Annotated in this window: 10 protein-coding genes and 1 pseudogene; 7 read left to right on the plus strand and 4 right to left on the minus strand. The window is 56.9% G+C overall.

The features are described from left to right. Nucleotides 1-60 precede the first annotated feature (60 nt). Nucleotides 61-1251, minus strand: a complete 1191-nt coding sequence (gene hmpA / locus LPQ25_RS06170; protein WP_014907107.1) for an NO-inducible flavohemoprotein — start codon at nt 1249-1251, stop codon at nt 61-63. 325 nt (nt 1252-1576) lie between these two features. Here hmpA and glyA point away from each other — a divergent pair, with 325 nt between their 5' ends. Continuing rightward, nucleotides 1577-2830, plus strand: coding sequence for a serine hydroxymethyltransferase (gene glyA / locus LPQ25_RS06175; protein ID WP_002914027.1), 1254 nt, complete (start codon nt 1577-1579; stop codon nt 2828-2830). Between the two features lie 55 nt (nt 2831-2885). Here glyA and LPQ25_RS06180 read toward each other — a convergent pair whose 3' ends face one another. Next, on the minus strand, nt 2886-3308 hold the full coding sequence (locus LPQ25_RS06180) for a DoxX family protein (RefSeq protein ID WP_002914024.1): 423 nt from the start codon (nt 3306-3308) through the stop codon (nt 2886-2888). Nucleotides 3309-3381: 73 nt separating this feature from the next. Continuing rightward, nucleotides 3382-4577, minus strand: a pseudogene (locus tag LPQ25_RS06185) (ROK family transcriptional regulator). A 112-nt stretch (nt 4578-4689) separates the two neighbouring features. Here LPQ25_RS06185 and LPQ25_RS06190 point away from each other — a divergent pair. The 4 genes from LPQ25_RS06190 to LPQ25_RS06205 all read left to right on the plus strand — a co-directional run bounded on the left by LPQ25_RS06190 (nt 4690) and on the right by LPQ25_RS06205 (nt 11523). Next, nucleotides 4690-7965, plus strand: coding sequence for a DUF5107 domain-containing protein (locus LPQ25_RS06190; protein WP_041937792.1), 3276 nt, complete (start codon nt 4690-4692; stop codon nt 7963-7965). Between the two features lie 69 nt (nt 7966-8034). Further along, nucleotides 8035-9471, plus strand: coding sequence for a sugar porter family MFS transporter (locus LPQ25_RS06195; protein ID WP_014907110.1), 1437 nt, complete (start codon nt 8035-8037; stop codon nt 9469-9471). Further along, on the plus strand, nt 9471-10304 hold the full coding sequence (locus LPQ25_RS06200; RefSeq protein WP_004899867.1) for an aldose 1-epimerase: 834 nt from the start codon (nt 9471-9473) through the stop codon (nt 10302-10304). The genes LPQ25_RS06195 and LPQ25_RS06200 overlap by 1 nt, the downstream gene beginning before the upstream one ends. An 82-nt stretch (nt 10305-10386) precedes the next feature. After that, complete coding sequence (locus LPQ25_RS06205; protein ID WP_004144329.1) at nt 10387-11523, plus strand: 3-phenylpropionate MFS transporter; 1137 nt, start codon at nt 10387-10389, stop codon at nt 11521-11523. Here the strand turns inward: LPQ25_RS06205 and csiE are convergent. Beyond that, nucleotides 11520-12797, minus strand: coding sequence for a stationary phase inducible protein CsiE (csiE, locus tag LPQ25_RS06210; protein ID WP_014907112.1), 1278 nt, complete (start codon nt 12795-12797; stop codon nt 11520-11522). The two genes, LPQ25_RS06205 and csiE, sit on opposite strands and share 4 nt — an antisense overlap. 124 nt (nt 12798-12921) lie before the next feature. On the opposite strand from csiE, the gene LPQ25_RS06215 reads away from it, so the two are divergent. Both LPQ25_RS06215 and LPQ25_RS06220 read left to right on the plus strand, forming a co-directional pair. After that, complete coding sequence (locus LPQ25_RS06215) at nt 12922-13560, plus strand: DUF1007 family protein (protein ID WP_004151988.1); 639 nt, start codon at nt 12922-12924, stop codon at nt 13558-13560. Further along, nucleotides 13551-14531, plus strand: coding sequence for a nickel/cobalt transporter (locus LPQ25_RS06220; RefSeq protein ID WP_014907113.1), 981 nt, complete (start codon nt 13551-13553; stop codon nt 14529-14531). The genes LPQ25_RS06215 and LPQ25_RS06220 overlap by 10 nt, the downstream gene beginning before the upstream one ends. The last annotated feature ends 83 nt before the right edge of the window (nt 14532-14614 follow it).

The following is a 14614-nucleotide window of genomic DNA, read 5'->3' on the forward strand; positions in this document are numbered from 1 at the left end:
TGCAGTATTGCCGGGTGGCGCTGTGCTTACCCGGCCTACAGATCCCCGCATCGTCGGGGCTTACAGCACCTTATGCGGGCCGAAGCATTCGTAATGAATGTTGTCTTTGTTGATCCCTAATTCGACCAGCTGCTTCGCTGCAAACTGCATAAACGCTACCGGGCCGCAGAGATAATACTGCATCTGCGGGTCGCGAATATTGTCCGCCACTGCTGCTAAATCCATCAAACCTTCGCTATCAAAACGTCCAGCCTGACGGTCGGCCTCAGTCGGGGTGCGATACCAGACGTGAGAGGTAAACGCCGGCAGCGCCGCGCCGAGCGCCTTCACTTCATCGGCAAAGGCGTGAACGTCGCCATTTTCCGCCGCATGGAACCAGTTCACCTGACCCTGATGACCGCTCTTCGCCAGCGCATCCAGCATCGCCAGCATCGGCGTTTGCCCGACGCCGCCAGAGAGCAGAGTGACCGGCGTCTGTGGCTTAACGTTAAGGAAGAAATCTCCCGCCGGGGCGGCCAGATAGACCACATCGCCTTCGCTGGCATGGTTATGCAGCCAGCTGGAAACCTGACCGCCTTCCTCGCGTTTAACCGCAATGCGGTAGCCTTTGCCGTCCGCTTTGCGGGTCAGGGAGTACTGGCGGATTTCCTGATATTCGAAGCCTTCCGGTTTCAGCCAGATGGCCAGGTACTGGCCAGGCTGGTAATCGGCGACCGGCTGGCCATCAACCGGTTCGAGCTCAAAGCTGATGATAAGCTGGCTGCGCGGGGTTTTCTTCACGATGCGGAACGCGCGAGTCCCTTCCCAGCCGCCGGTTTTACTGGCGTTTTGCTGATAGATCTCGGCTTCACGGCCGATAAAGACGTTCGCCAGCACGCCGTAGGCTTTACCCCAGGCATCGAGCACTTCCTGGCCCGGGCTGAACATTTCATCGAGGGTCGCCAGCAGATGGCTGCCGACAATATTGTACTGCTCCGGTTTGATCTGGAAGCTGGTGTGTTTCTGGGCGATCTTTTCCACCGCCGGCAGCAGGGCAGGCAGGTTATCGATATTGCTGGCGTAGGCGGCAATAGCGTTGAATAACGCTTCACGCTGATCGCCGTTGCGCTGGTTGCTCATGTTGAAGATCTCTTTGAGCTCCGGATTATGCGCGAACATACGATCGTAGAAATGGGCGGTTAATTTCGGGCCGGTCTCTACCAGCAGGGGAATGGTGGCTTTTACCGTGGCGATGGTTTGAGCGTCAAGCATAGCGTGCTTCCTTATGTGTTATCTTAATAATGCATTTTAAATGCATCTTAAAGAAATAACCCTGCGTTGTAAATGGTTCTTTAACACATTCCCCCGATCCAGTTACAACATGAAGAATTTGCATCACAAACCTGAAAAGAAATCCGTTGATACTGAGAGAGGCGTTATTGCTCAAAGCCTTGTGTCATGCGGAGCCAATCGTTTGCGTAAAATCCTTTGTCAAGACCTGTTATCACAGAATGATTCGGTTATACTGTGGGCCGTTGTCCAATCGGACCGCCTTTTTAGGCCGAAATTTTATTGTTAGCTGAGTCAGGAGATGCGGATGTTAAAGCGTGAAATGAACATTGCCGATTATGATGCCGAACTGTGGCAGGCTATGGAGCAGGAAAAAGTACGTCAGGAAGAGCACATCGAACTGATCGCCTCCGAAAACTACACCAGTCCGCGCGTCATGCAGGCGCAGGGCTCTCAGCTGACCAACAAATATGCTGAAGGGTATCCGGGCAAGCGTTACTACGGCGGCTGTGAATATGTCGACGTGGTTGAGCAACTGGCTATCGACCGCGCGAAAGAACTGTTCGGCGCTGACTATGCTAACGTCCAGCCGCACTCCGGCTCTCAGGCTAACTTTGCGGTCTACACCGCGCTGCTGCAGCCGGGCGATACCGTGCTCGGTATGAACCTGGCGCAGGGCGGCCACCTGACTCACGGCTCCCCGGTTAACTTCTCCGGCAAACTGTACAACATCATCCCTTACGGTATTGATGAGTCCGGTAAAATTGACTACGACGACATGGCGAAGCAGGCTCAGGAACACAAACCGAAGATGATCATCGGTGGTTTCTCCGCTTACTCCGGTATCGTTGACTGGGCGAAAATGCGTGAAATTGCTGACAGCATCGGCGCTTACCTGTTCGTCGATATGGCGCACGTGGCAGGCCTGATTGCCGCTGGCGTGTACCCGAACCCGGTTCCGCATGCTCACGTTGTGACCACCACCACCCACAAAACCCTGGCGGGTCCGCGCGGCGGCCTGATCCTGGCGAAAGGCGGTAGCGAAGAGCTGTATAAGAAACTGAACTCTGCGGTATTCCCAAGCGCGCAGGGCGGCCCGCTGATGCACGTTATCGCGGCGAAAGCGGTGGCGCTGAAAGAAGCGATGGAGCCAGAGTTTAAAGTTTACCAGCAGCAGGTTGCGAAAAACGCTAAAGCGATGGTGGAAGTGTTCCTGAACCGCGGCTACAAAGTGGTGTCTGGCGGTACTGAGAACCACCTGTTCCTGCTGGACCTGGTGGATAAAAACCTGACCGGTAAAGAAGCTGACGCTGCCCTGGGCCGCGCCAACATCACCGTCAACAAAAACAGCGTGCCGAACGATCCGAAGAGCCCGTTCGTAACCTCCGGTATCCGTATCGGTTCTCCGGCTGTGACTCGCCGCGGCTTTAAAGAAGCGGAAGTCAAAGAGCTGGCTGGCTGGATGTGTGACGTGCTGGACAATATCAATGACGACGCGGTCATTGAGCGCGTGAAAGGTAAAGTGCTGGATATCTGCGCCCGCTTCCCGGTATATGCGTAAGCGTTAGCGTTGACATCAAAAAGGCCGCGTATGCGGCCTTTTTTGCGTCTGGAGATTAGCGGCGGTCGAGGGAGATCGCCCCGGGGCCGGTTACGGCCAGCAGCAGGAAAGCGCCGGCGATGCTGACGTTTTTCCAGAAGTTAATCATGTTCGGCAATACCGCATCGCCAGTCATATCCCAGTAGTGATGGCCAATCACCGCCGTGCCCAGAGTGTAGAAAATAAAGATGACCGCCAGCGGGCGGGTGAAAAAGCCGAGCACAATCAGAATCGCGGCAGGCACTTCCATAATGACGGCGATAATCGCCGCCAGGGTCGGCATCGGCGCGCCGGAGGCGGCCATGTACTGCACCGTACCGTCAAAGCCCAGCAGTTTGGGGTAGCCAAAAAGAATAAACAGAATCACCACGGCGATGCGGGCGATAAGCAGCAACAGAGAGCGGGAAGCGCCAAAATCAAAATAGCGGAGTGTGTTCATAATCAGCTCGTTATGAGAGACGTGTGATTTAAACGTAATACACAAATTTGCGCTCCGCCACGTTCGTTTATGACTAAACCAGCGTCTGCAATTGCTCCTCAACGTACAGATAACCTATCCCCATCAGCTGCTGGGCGCGCGTCAGCTGGCCAAAGCCAATTTGGGTGGCGTGCGCTCGCGGCGTATCCCTGTGGTCAAAGGGGTTGAAACCCGTTTGTTTAACGATACTTTCCAGCCACTGCTCACCGAAGGCGCAGCTGCGCCCGTAAAGCCAGATTTGATTAATATTTAATATATTCAGGAAATTATAGAGGCTTAAGCCAATCGCGTTGGCAGCGTTATCAACCCATGCGCGAATTTGCACATCTCCCTCTTTCCAGGCCTCAATGAGCGACGCCGTGGTTAACTGCTCGGGGGTGAGCGTTGCTTCAGGCTGCGTTTTGAGCCACATTCGGGCCTGTTTTTTCAGCGCGCTGAGAGAGGCGACGGTTTCGAGGCAACCGTATCTTCCGCAGTCGCAGGCGTTGCCGTCAGGATTGACAATGGTATGCCCAATCTGCCCGCTGCCGTACAGACTGCCGCGATAAATATGATCGTTAATCACAAATGACGAGCCGATACCGTAGTCGACGTTGATCACGCAAAAATCCTGCTGTGTACCCTGATGCTGCCACTTCTCCGCCAGCGCCAGCATCACGCAGTCTTATCCACCCGAACCTGCACGCCAAGCCGCTCCTCAAGCAGATACTTTATTTCGATCGGTGTTTTCCAGCGTGCCTGGGGCATGGTTTGTGAAACGCCGGTAATCGGATCAACCTGTCCATGCACGCCAAGGGCGAGATTGATGCTGTGCTGCGGGTAGCGGCGGTGGATATGCCGCCAGCATTCAACGATGGCCTCAAGCAGGGCCTGAGGAGTGGGCGCGTTGACCGGCAAATGCTGATGGCCATCCACTGCCAGCAGGCGGGCGTCGGCAAGCTGATATTCAATGCTGGTCGGGGTGATATTCATGCACAGTGTCCAGGCGCCGTGCTCGGGGATCTGGTAGCTGCCGCTGTTCACGCCCCGTTTGCTCATGTGTTCCGTTGAGTGACCGATCAATCCCTCGCTAAGCAGCTCGGCCAGAATATTGCTCACCGCCGGAATGGAGAGACCGGTGAGTTGAGAGAGCTGTGATTTACTGAGCTGCTTTTCCCGCCACAGATGGGAAAGAAAAATCGACTTATTGGCCTGCCGGACCCGGGCGTTATTAAAGCCAGTACGCTGCATACACTTAACTCCCTTAACTATATTGCGTGAGCATTGCGCATTTTAACAGCGAATTGGCGATATAGACTCCTGTTATTGCAACTTTTACTTCGTTTTGTTTAGTGGAGACATCATGTACGGTTCGGTTAAGGTCTGGCAGGAAATCATTTCATTACCAACGTGGACGACGGGAGCGGAAGATCCGAACCCTATGTTTCTGGAAAAACGTGTTTATCAAGGATCTTCCGGCAGCGTCTATCCCTACGGCGTGATTGATACCCTGACCGGCGAACGCGAAATGCGCGATTATCAGGCAGTGTGGATGGAGAATGATTTCCTTCGGGTCATGCTGCTACCGGAGCTTGGCGGCCGTATTCACCGGGCATATGACAAAGTCAAACAACGTGATTTCGTCTATTACAATGAGGTGGTTAAGCCAGCCCTGGTAGGGCTGCTCGGGCCCTGGATCTCCGGCGGAATCGAATTTAACTGGCCGCAACATCACCGGCCGACGACCTTTAAGCCGGTCGATTTTTCTATTCAGCAGGGAGAAAACGGCGCGCAGACCGTATGGATGGGGGAAGCGGAGCCCATGCGCGGTTTGCAGGTTATGGCCGGGTTTACGCTCTATCCTGACCGCGCGCTGATTGAAATCACTGGCAAGATCTTCAATGGTAACGCCACGCCGCGCCATTTCCTGTGGTGGGCCAACCCTGCAGTAAAAGGCGGCGATGCCCACCAGAGTGTATTCCCACCCGATGTCACCGCTGTATTCGACCATGGTAAGCGTGATGTTTCCGCTTTCCCGATTGCCACCGGTACCTACTACAAAGTGGACTATTCTGCGGGGGTTGATATCTCCCGTTATAAAAACGTCCCGGTACCCACTTCGTATATGGCGGAGAAGTCGGATTACGATTTTGTCGGCGCTTATCATCATGACGAGCGAGGCGGGTTACTGCATGTTGCCGATCACCATGTCTCTCCTGGCAAGAAACAGTGGAGCTGGGGGTACGGGGATTTTGGCCAGGCCTGGGATCGAAATCTGACTGATGAAAATGGCCCTTATATTGAGCTGATGACCGGCGTCTTCACCGATAACCAGCCTGACTTTACGTGGCTTGCGCCTTATGAAGAGAAGGTGTTTGTACAAAATTTCCTTCCCTACAGCGAGTTAGGGATGGTGCAAAATGCCAATACACATCTGGCACTGAAGCTGGTTCGCGAGTCTGGGCAACTGCAGCTTGGCGTATATGCCATTGCTCCGCTAAATCATATCGTGGTTGAACTCAGCGCTGACCATCAGCCATTGTACGAAACTCAGCTGACGCTGAAGCCCGGTGAGAGCTGGCAGCAGACGCTGCCGGAAAATGGCGTCGGGCGCTTAACCCTCAAAGTGAAAACCGCCGAGAACCAGCCGCTGCTGGATTATCAGGAACATATTACCCAACAGACGCCGCTGCCCGAACCAGCTATAGCGCCCGCGTTACCGGAAGCGATCCACAATGGCGACGAGCTCTATTTTATCGGCCAGCACCTTGAACAATACAACCACGCAAGCCGCTACGCCGGGGATTACTATCGTCGGGCGGTTGAGCTCGATCCGCAGGATTATCGCAATAATGTTGCCCTCGGTACCCTGGCGTTCAACAGTGCCGACTGGGCGCTGGCGGAACAGTGTGCCCGTGCTGCGCTACAGCGCGCGCATCGTTTGAATAAGAACCCGCGAGATGGCGAAGCCAGTATGCTGCTTGCCAGCGTGCTGGAAAGGATGGGGGATGATGCAGGCGCCTGGGATCACTATTACAAAGCCTCCTGGAGCGGTAACTGCCGTGACGCCGCCTGGTGGTCGCTGGCGCGGCTGGCGATGAAGCGCGGTGATGTTGCCGATGCGCTGGAAAAAGTAAACACCAGTCTGCGGTTCAACGCCAGCAATCCTCTGGCGATGGGGTTGAAAGCGCTGGCATTAGCCAACAGTGGGCAGAAGAAAGCAGCACTGGAGTTTATTTTCGCCTCTCTTGAGCAATACCCATTGAGCTATCCGCTGCACTGCGCGCGCTGGATGATTGAGCGGAGCGACGACGCGCGAGAAACCCTGCTGCGCATCACGGGGCGCAGAGGGGTCAACGCCAGCCTGCTGGCGGGTTGGTTGCTCTCTATCGGACAGACGTCGGCGGTGAAAGAGGTTCTTGCGGTTCTGGACAGTCAGGAAGCGCTGCCGATGCTCTGGCGTGCGTCGCTAAGTGATGATGCCAATGAACGCCAACAGTTTATTGCCGCCGCCGAGCACTGCCATGCGCACAATGTTCGTTTCCCTAACTCGCTCGATGAAGTTCAGATGCTGCAGTCGCTGGGCGACAGCGCTTTTGCCCGCTATCTACTCGGTTGCTTCTGGTACAGCAAACGTCGCTATGACGAGGCGGTGAGCTGCTGGCGCGAGACGCTCGAAAAATCTCCCGATTATGCGCCCGCTCATCGTCTGCTGGGCGTTTACTCCTGGAATAAACAGCAGGATGCAACGCAGGCGCTGGCTTATCTGCAGCGCGCCGTAGCGCTGGAGCCGGAAAATGCGCGCTTCCTGTTTGAACTCGATTTTTTGCAAAAATTACTGGCCAGGCCGGTACATGAGCGACTGACGACGCTGGTGGAACGTAAAGCCGTGGTGCTGAAGCGGGACGACCTGACCGCTGAGCTGCTAAGCCTGTGGAACGCGTCCGGTCATTATGCCGATGCCGCCGCGATTCTGGATACGCGCGTATTCCATCCCTGGGAAGGAGGAGAAGGGAAAATCACCGGCCAGTATTTGCTCAATCAGCTCCATCGGGCATTACAGTTCATCGAGCGTGGGGCGTTTAAACAGGCCACGGACTGTCTGAAAGCCGCATTACGCTATCCCGACAATCTGGGGGAGGGGCGACTGCCTGGGCAAACGGATAACGATATCTGGTATTTGCTGGGCTACTGCGCAGAACAGGCTGGGGATGCGCAGCAGGCGGCGGAATATTACCAGCTTGCCCGGCAAGGGGGCTCAACGCTGGACGCCGGGCGGTACTACAACGATCAACCCGCCGATTACCTTTTCTGGCAGGGCATTGCGCTGCGTAAGAGCGGTAACCCAGCGCAGGCCGAGCAGCACTTCCGCCATTTTATCGACTGGGCCGCGCAGCATCGGGATGACGTTCCGCAAGTCGATTTTTTTGCCGTCTCTCTTCCGGACCTGGTGGTTCTCGATGTATCAGCGCAGCAGAGACATCAGCAGCACTGCTTGTTTATTGAAGCGCTGGGCCATCTGGGGCTGGGGAATGTATCTGCCAGCCAGCAGGCGATGCAGCGGCTTCTGCAGCTGAACCCAGCTCATGATAAGGCGCATCTGATTCGCCATGCCCTGCAAAGCGGCATTTTTTCCTGAACCTCAATGGGCGGGCTCGGCCCGCCTGAACCCTACTGTTCCCTGCGTTTCCCTTATAGAGGAATCATTATGAACAACGCGCAGACACATCTCAAAATGGGCTACGTCTGGACGATTTGTCTGGTCGCCGCCTGCGGTGGTTTACTGTTTGGCTATGACTGGGTGGTGATTGGCGGCGCTAAGCCATTTTATGAAGCCTGGTTTTCAATTACGGACCCGGCGCAGTCCGGCTGGGCGATGAGCTCAGCGCTGTTGGGCTGTATTTTCGGCGCATTAATTTCGGGATGGTGCGCAGACAAACTGGGGCGCAAGCTGCCATTAATTCTTTCCGCCGTGCTGTTCAGCGCGTCGGCCTGGGGGACGGCGGTCGCCAGTCATTTCGATATGTTTGTGGTTTACCGCATTGTGGGCGGCGTAGGGATTGGTCTGGCTTCCGCTCTCAGCCCGCTTTACATTGCCGAAGTCAGCCCGGCAGAGAAAAGAGGACGTTTTGTTGCGGTCAATCAGCTCACCATCGTGATTGGCGTGCTGGCCGCTCAGTTAATCAATCTGATGATTGCTGAACCGGTGGAGCCGGGGGCGACGCAGCAGATGATTGTGGACAGCTGGAATGGGCAGATGGGCTGGCGCTGGATGTTCGGTGCGGAACTGGTGCCGGCGCTGGCGTTTCTGGTCCTGATGTTTTTTGTCCCCGAGTCGCCGCGCTGGCTCATGAAGGCCGGTAAACCGGAGCGCGCCCGGGCTGCGCTGGAACGCATTGGTTCTGCCGACTATGCCGACAGGATCCTGCGTGAAATCGCGCATACCCTGGAAAAGGATAACAACAAAGTCTCCTACGGCGCGCTGTTGGCTCCCCAGGTGAAACCGATTGTGATCATTGGCATGGTGCTCGCCATATTCCAGCAGTGGTGTGGGATTAACGTCATCTTTAACTACGCGCAGGAGATTTTTGCCTCGGCGGGGTTCGATATTAACAGCACGCTGAAATCGATCGTCGCGACGGGCGTCGTTAATCTGGTCTTTACCATTGCGGCGCTGCCGCTGGTGGATAAAATCGGTCGCCGTAAATTAATGCTGCTTGGCGCTTCGGGATTGACGCTGATCTATGTGCTGATCGCCGGCGCTTACGCCATGGGCATTATGGGGTGGCCGGTACTGTTGCTGGTGCTGGCGGCGATTGCTATTTATGCGTTGACCCTGGCGCCGGTGACCTGGGTGCTGCTGGCGGAGATTTTTCCCAACCGCGTACGTGGACTCGCGATGTCTTTAGGTACCCTGGCGCTGTGGATCGCCTGTTTCCTGTTAACCTATACTTTCCCGCTGCTTAATGCCGGTCTGGGCGCGGCAGGAAGCTTCCTGCTGTATGGTGTCATTTGCGCTGCCGGCTACCTCTATATCCTGCGCAACGTCCCGAAAACGAAAGGTATCACCCTCGAAGCGCTGGAAGAGCAGCTGGCGCAGCGTCATACGGGCGTTAATGCGGCGAAGCAGGAGCAGATGCGCTAATGGCGGAAGAGTGGATTCTGGAGAACGCGCATCTGCGGATGTGCGTCTCTTCTCTGGGCGGCAAAGTGCAAAGTTTATTCTCGCGGCAATATCAAGCGCCGGTGCTATATGAAAATCCCGCCGGCGGCATGTTTCCGATGCTGCCATTGGCCAATCGCGTCGCCGGCAACCGTTTTATTTTTCATGGGCAGGAGATTGTCCTGCCTCGCCACCATGCCGACGAGTATTTCTTTCTTCACGGTGACGGCTGGTTACAGCGCTGGGATATTATTGAGTACGGCGCCGAGTATTGTGTATTACAGCTGCGTCGGCAGCATGCCTGCGGTTTCGATTATCTGGCGCAGCTCCGCTACCAGTTGCTGCGTAACCAGCTGATAGCGGAGCTAACGCTTACCCACTATGGGGAGGTCCCTGCGCTTTACGGCTGCGGCTTTCATCCCTTTTTCCCTTTCGATGAACGCAGCAAGGTTCAGTTCCAGGTCAGCGGTTACTGGCCGGAAGGGGAGAATCACTTACCTCTCAACTGGCAAGGAAACTTGCCCGACTATGCCAATTTCAGCGTGGCTCAGTTCGGTGAAGATCGTTGGCTGAACGTGGGTTATTCCGGCTGGGGCGGGCGGGCGAGGGTAAGCAATGACGTGATGAATATCACAATTCTATCGCAAACTCCGTGGTTGATGCTGTTCAGAATGCAAGGTGAATCATTCCTTTGCCTCGAGCCGCAAAGCCATCCGGTAAACGCCCACAACATGGACGGGCAGCCGGGGCTGCGAGTTTTAGGCGCGGGAGAGAAGCTCAATTTTTCGCTGAAAATCATCATCGAGGGGGCATAAATAACGAGCTATCAGCAGACAAGAGCATCTTGCGCCCGCCGGGGTTTATCGCCAGACTATCGCCACCATTCGGGAGGAAATCATGGTCTTGCACTCCACGCGCTGGCTGGCGCTCAGTTATTTCACCTACTTTTTTAGCTACGGTATTTTTCTGCCCTTCTGGAGCGTCTGGCTGGCTGGAAACGGGCTGACTCCGGAAACCATCGGCATTTTGCTTGGCGCCGGTCTGGTGGCCCGTTTTCTCGGCAGTCTGCTGATTGCCCCGCGGGTGAGCGATCCCTCCCGGCTGATCGCCGCGCTGCGCGTGCTGGCGCTGTTAACCTTGCTCTTCGCGCTGGCCTTCTGGGCCGGCAGCCACGTAGCATGGCTGCTGGCGATCATCATCGGCTTCAACCTGTTCTTTTCGCCGCTGGTGCCGCTGACGGATGCTCTGGCCAATACCTGGCAAAAGCAGATCACCATGGACTATGGCCGGGTGCGGCTGTGGGGCTCTATTGCCTTTGTGATTGGTTCAGCGCTGACCGGCAAGCTGGTGAGCCTGTTCGATTACCGGGCGATCCTGCTGATGCTAAGCCTGGGGGTCGCCTCGATGCTGCTCGGCATGCTGCTTAAGCCGTCGGTGATGCCCCAGGGGGAGTCGCGCCAGCAGCAGGGGGCCGGAATGGCGGCCTGGCTGACGCTGGTGCGCCAAAGCTGGCGCTTTCTCGCCTGCGTTTGTCTGCTGCAGGGAGCGCATGCCGCCTACTATGGCTTTAGCGCCATCTACTGGCAGCAGGCCGGCTATTCCGCCTCGGCGGTCGGTTATCTGTGGTCGTTAGGCGTGGTGGCGGAAGTGGTGATCTTCGCGTTGAGTAAAAAGGTGTTCCGCCGCTTCAGCGCCCGCGACCTGCTGTTGCTCTCCGCCGCCTGCGGGCTGATTCGCTGGGGACTGATGGGCTGGACCACGGCGCTGCCGGGACTCATCCTTGCGCAGATCCTTCACTGTGGCACCTTCACGGTGTGTCATCTGGCGGCGATGCGCTATATCGCCGCCCGTCAGGGTAGCGAAGTGATCCGTCTGCAGGCCGTCTACTCCGCGGTGGCGATGGGCGGCAGTATTGCCATCATGACCGTCTTCGCCGGTTTCCTCTATCAGCACCTGCACCAGGGCGTATTCTGGGTGATGGCCCTGCTGACGCTCCCGGCGATGGCTATACGGCCAAAAGCGGTGGCGGCCTAGTCCTCGAGCATGGCGCAGATATGCTGCTGTTGGCGTTCAGTGAAGTAGTTCTCCGCGTGGATCAGCGGCGGCGAAAACAGCGGCAGCGCCGTCGCATAGGGGGTGACGATAAGCGTCACCCCTTTGGGCGCACCTTCCTTCTGAAAGCGCTCTACGCTCTGGTATTTGATATTCAGCGGCAGCAGCGTTAGTTCGCGCAGCTGTTGTTCCAGGGCCTCTTCAATAGCTGGGTTGTCATCGGTTAGCAACAGCACCTGTTTCTCGTGCAGGTCGCTTTTCTGCATCAGCCAGGCGCCAAAGATCACCGCGATTAAACCGGTCTCTTCCTCATTAAAACGGATGTGCCAGGCCTCCTCGAATTCGCTCAATGCCGCCTGGGTGGTACGCAGTAAGCGAGGGTAGAGCCGGGTCACTTCCTCTGTGAGCGTGCTGTCGATGCCGATAGCAAACACGCTGCGGATCAACGCCTGCGACAAATGAATATAGAGTTGATCGCTGAGCCCCTGCTCATCACTGAACGCTCTGCCAGCGAGGATCTGAAAGCGGTGGATCAGGCTGGAGATAGCCAGCCGCAGGCGGCGATCGTGCGGGTGACCGTCGCGGTCCGGGTCGGGGGTTTTGAGCAACATAAACAGCAGCGAGAGGAAAAAAGGTTCTCCGACATGGGGCGGAGCGCCGACCCGACGCTGCCAGTGGCGGACAATCTCCTGCGCCAGGGTGAACTCGGCGGCGGTTTGAGCCCAGCGTTGCTGTTCCTCATTGAAGTCCGGAGAGTATCCCCGGTGATGTTCGAGCAGACAGTACTGCAGGTACAAGCGCAGAAACTGCACGTCGCGGCAGTCAAACTGGCGATTGAGCGCCCGCGCGCAGCGGTTCACCAGCGCCTGCAGATTGGTATCATCGTATAAGGTGCGGGCAATGCCTTCCTGTTTAAGCTGCGTTTTCAGCGCCGGGGTAAAATGATGATTAACGAACTGTGGGCAGAGGCGCAGCCCCCGCCGCAGCGCATGCAGCAGACATAAACGTTGGTCGAGCGCGGCGCCTTCAATCCGATAGCTGCCGTCCACCTGTGACTGGAGGGTCAAACGGTGGTAACGCTGAATTTCGCGTCCGGTCTCCTCAATATCCTGCCGGGCCGTGGTCTCATCAACGAGGTTGATCCTGCCAAGCCGTTCAGTCGTCACCGACTGTCCGGGCAGATAAAACATCAGGAGCACCTGGCTACGGCGCTGTGGACTGGAAAGCGCAGATGGTGGTTCAATGACGGTCATCATCTGGTAAGTTCCAGTTAGGGTTTCCGCTAAGGATAGACAATGACCGCGGCGTGGGCAGGGAAGAGCGTCCGCTTTTACTCAGGATTGCTGGCGAAGTTCACAGAATTTTTCACGTGAGGAACAGATGAACAGAGTGAAACAATGCACAAGCGCGGCGTTTTTCATGGTTTTATCATGGTCGGCCGCTGCGCATCCGCATAGCTTCATCAGCCTGCAAAGCGAGCCGGTGGTCAAGGACGGTCTGCTGAGCGCCTTTAAAATGCGCTGGACGATGGATGAAATTACCTCATCGGATCTGCTCTATGATGCCGGAAACGCCAAACCGGGCAGCGAAGTCTGGAAAAAGCTGGCGGCGGAGGTGATGGCCAACGTGCTCGGTCAGCACTATTTCAGCGAGCTGTGGCATAACGGTCAGCGGGTTAAATTTGACAATCGTCCCGACGGTTACGGCCTCGAACGTGACGGACTGCAGGCGGTACTCACCTTTACTCTGCCGCTGGCGACGCCGCAACCCATTGCCGGGCAGACGTTTACCTTTTCCACCTTCGACCCGACCTACTACGTCGATATGTTTTATGACAAGGATAGCGATTTTTCCCTGCCCGCAGGGCTGCGGGCCGCCTGTAAGGCAACGGTGATGACGCCAAAACCGAACGACAAAATGCTCTCATACGCCCAGTCGCTGGATAAAGCGGATGCGCCGCCGGAGGATATGGCGCTGGGCAGCTATTTTGCCCAGAAGGTGACCCTGACATGTCAGTAATTTTTACTCCGCGCGCGCGATTTTCGCGCTGGAAAGCGCTGTGGCCGCTGGCGCTGTTGCTGGCGGTGAGCATCATCGGCGGCATTTGGCTGTGGCGGGCGTGGCCGCAGGTGCTGATGCAGAGCGCAGTCTGGCAGCGTTCGCTCAACCTGGAACTCAGCCGCCTGCTGCAGGCGGTGGCGGAGAACCCGGCGGCGGCAGGGCTGTCGCTGCTGGGGTTTAGCTTCGTTTACGGGGTGCTCCATGCCTTAGGGCCCGGACACGGTAAAATTGTCATTACGACCTGGCTTGCCACCCATCCCGCGAAGCTGAAATCAAGCATTGGCCTGACGCTGGCCGCTTCTTTACTGCAGGGGCTGGTAGCCATCGCGCTGGTGGTCGTGGTGCTGGCGCTGCTGCAGCTGCCGGCGCGCCAGCTGCACCTCAGCAGTTTCTGGCTGGAGAAGGGGAGCTATTTGCTGGTGGGTGCGTTAGGGCTGCTGCTGTGCTGGCGGGCGTTAAAAAAGCTGCGTCTGCTGCTGAGCCGGCCAACGTTTACCGCTTTTACCCCGCACCATGTTCATAACGAACACTGCGGCTGCGGGCATCAGCATCTCCCGGCCCCGGAGCAGCTGCAGGCCGGCGACGACTGGCGGGCTCGCGCCGCGATCGTCCTGTCGATGGGTATGCGTCCCTGCTCGGGGGCGATCATGGTTCTGCTGTTCAGCAAGGTAATCGGCGTTTTTGGCTGGGGGATGGCGGCGGCGCTGGCGATGGCGGCGGGAACCTCGTTGACTATCACGGCGCTGGCGCTGTTGGTGCATGGGTTCCGCCAACTGGCGATCCGCCTCAGTCGCCATCAGGCGCCAGCGTTATGGAAGCAGGTTAGTTGGGCGACGCTGGCGCTGGCCGGCGGCGTCATATTGCTGGCGGCGGCAGGGGTGATGTGGCTCAGCGCCGTCCCTGCCGGCGGTGGGATCCGTCCGTTTTAGACAGACGCCGGGCGCAAATCCTAAAGTGGGCGCCAGCGCTTGCCGCTGGCGAAGCGATGCTCTAGTTTTCCGCTTTTCGGCGG

It is taken from the genome of Klebsiella sp. KPN54798 (assembly GCF_021184225.1).
Lineage (GTDB): Bacteria > Pseudomonadota > Gammaproteobacteria > Enterobacterales > Enterobacteriaceae > Klebsiella > Klebsiella pneumoniae.

What these genes read in the sequence shown, in the direction of transcription:
- hmpA (WP_014907107.1), bottom strand. Translation starts at nt 1,251, where the DNA reads ATGCTTGACGCTCAAACCATCGCCACGGTAAAAGCCACCATTCCCCTG.
- glyA (WP_002914027.1), top strand. Translation starts at nt 1,577, where the DNA reads ATGTTAAAGCGTGAAATGAACATTGCCGATTATGATGCCGAACTGTGG.
- LPQ25_RS06205 (WP_004144329.1), top strand. Translation starts at nt 10,387, where the DNA reads ATGGTCTTGCACTCCACGCGCTGGCTGGCGCTCAGTTATTTCACCTAC.
- LPQ25_RS06200 (WP_004899867.1), top strand. Translation starts at nt 9,471, where the DNA reads ATGGCGGAAGAGTGGATTCTGGAGAACGCGCATCTGCGGATGTGCGTC.
- LPQ25_RS06180 (WP_002914024.1), bottom strand. Translation starts at nt 3,308, where the DNA reads ATGAACACACTCCGCTATTTTGATTTTGGCGCTTCCCGCTCTCTGTTG.
- LPQ25_RS06195 (WP_014907110.1), top strand. Translation starts at nt 8,035, where the DNA reads ATGAACAACGCGCAGACACATCTCAAAATGGGCTACGTCTGGACGATT.
- LPQ25_RS06220 (WP_014907113.1), top strand. Translation starts at nt 13,551, where the DNA reads ATGTCAGTAATTTTTACTCCGCGCGCGCGATTTTCGCGCTGGAAAGCG.
- LPQ25_RS06215 (WP_004151988.1), top strand. Translation starts at nt 12,922, where the DNA reads ATGAACAGAGTGAAACAATGCACAAGCGCGGCGTTTTTCATGGTTTTA.
- csiE (WP_014907112.1), bottom strand. Translation starts at nt 12,797, where the DNA reads ATGATGACCGTCATTGAACCACCATCTGCGCTTTCCAGTCCACAGCGC.
- LPQ25_RS06190 (WP_041937792.1), top strand. Translation starts at nt 4,690, where the DNA reads ATGTACGGTTCGGTTAAGGTCTGGCAGGAAATCATTTCATTACCAACG.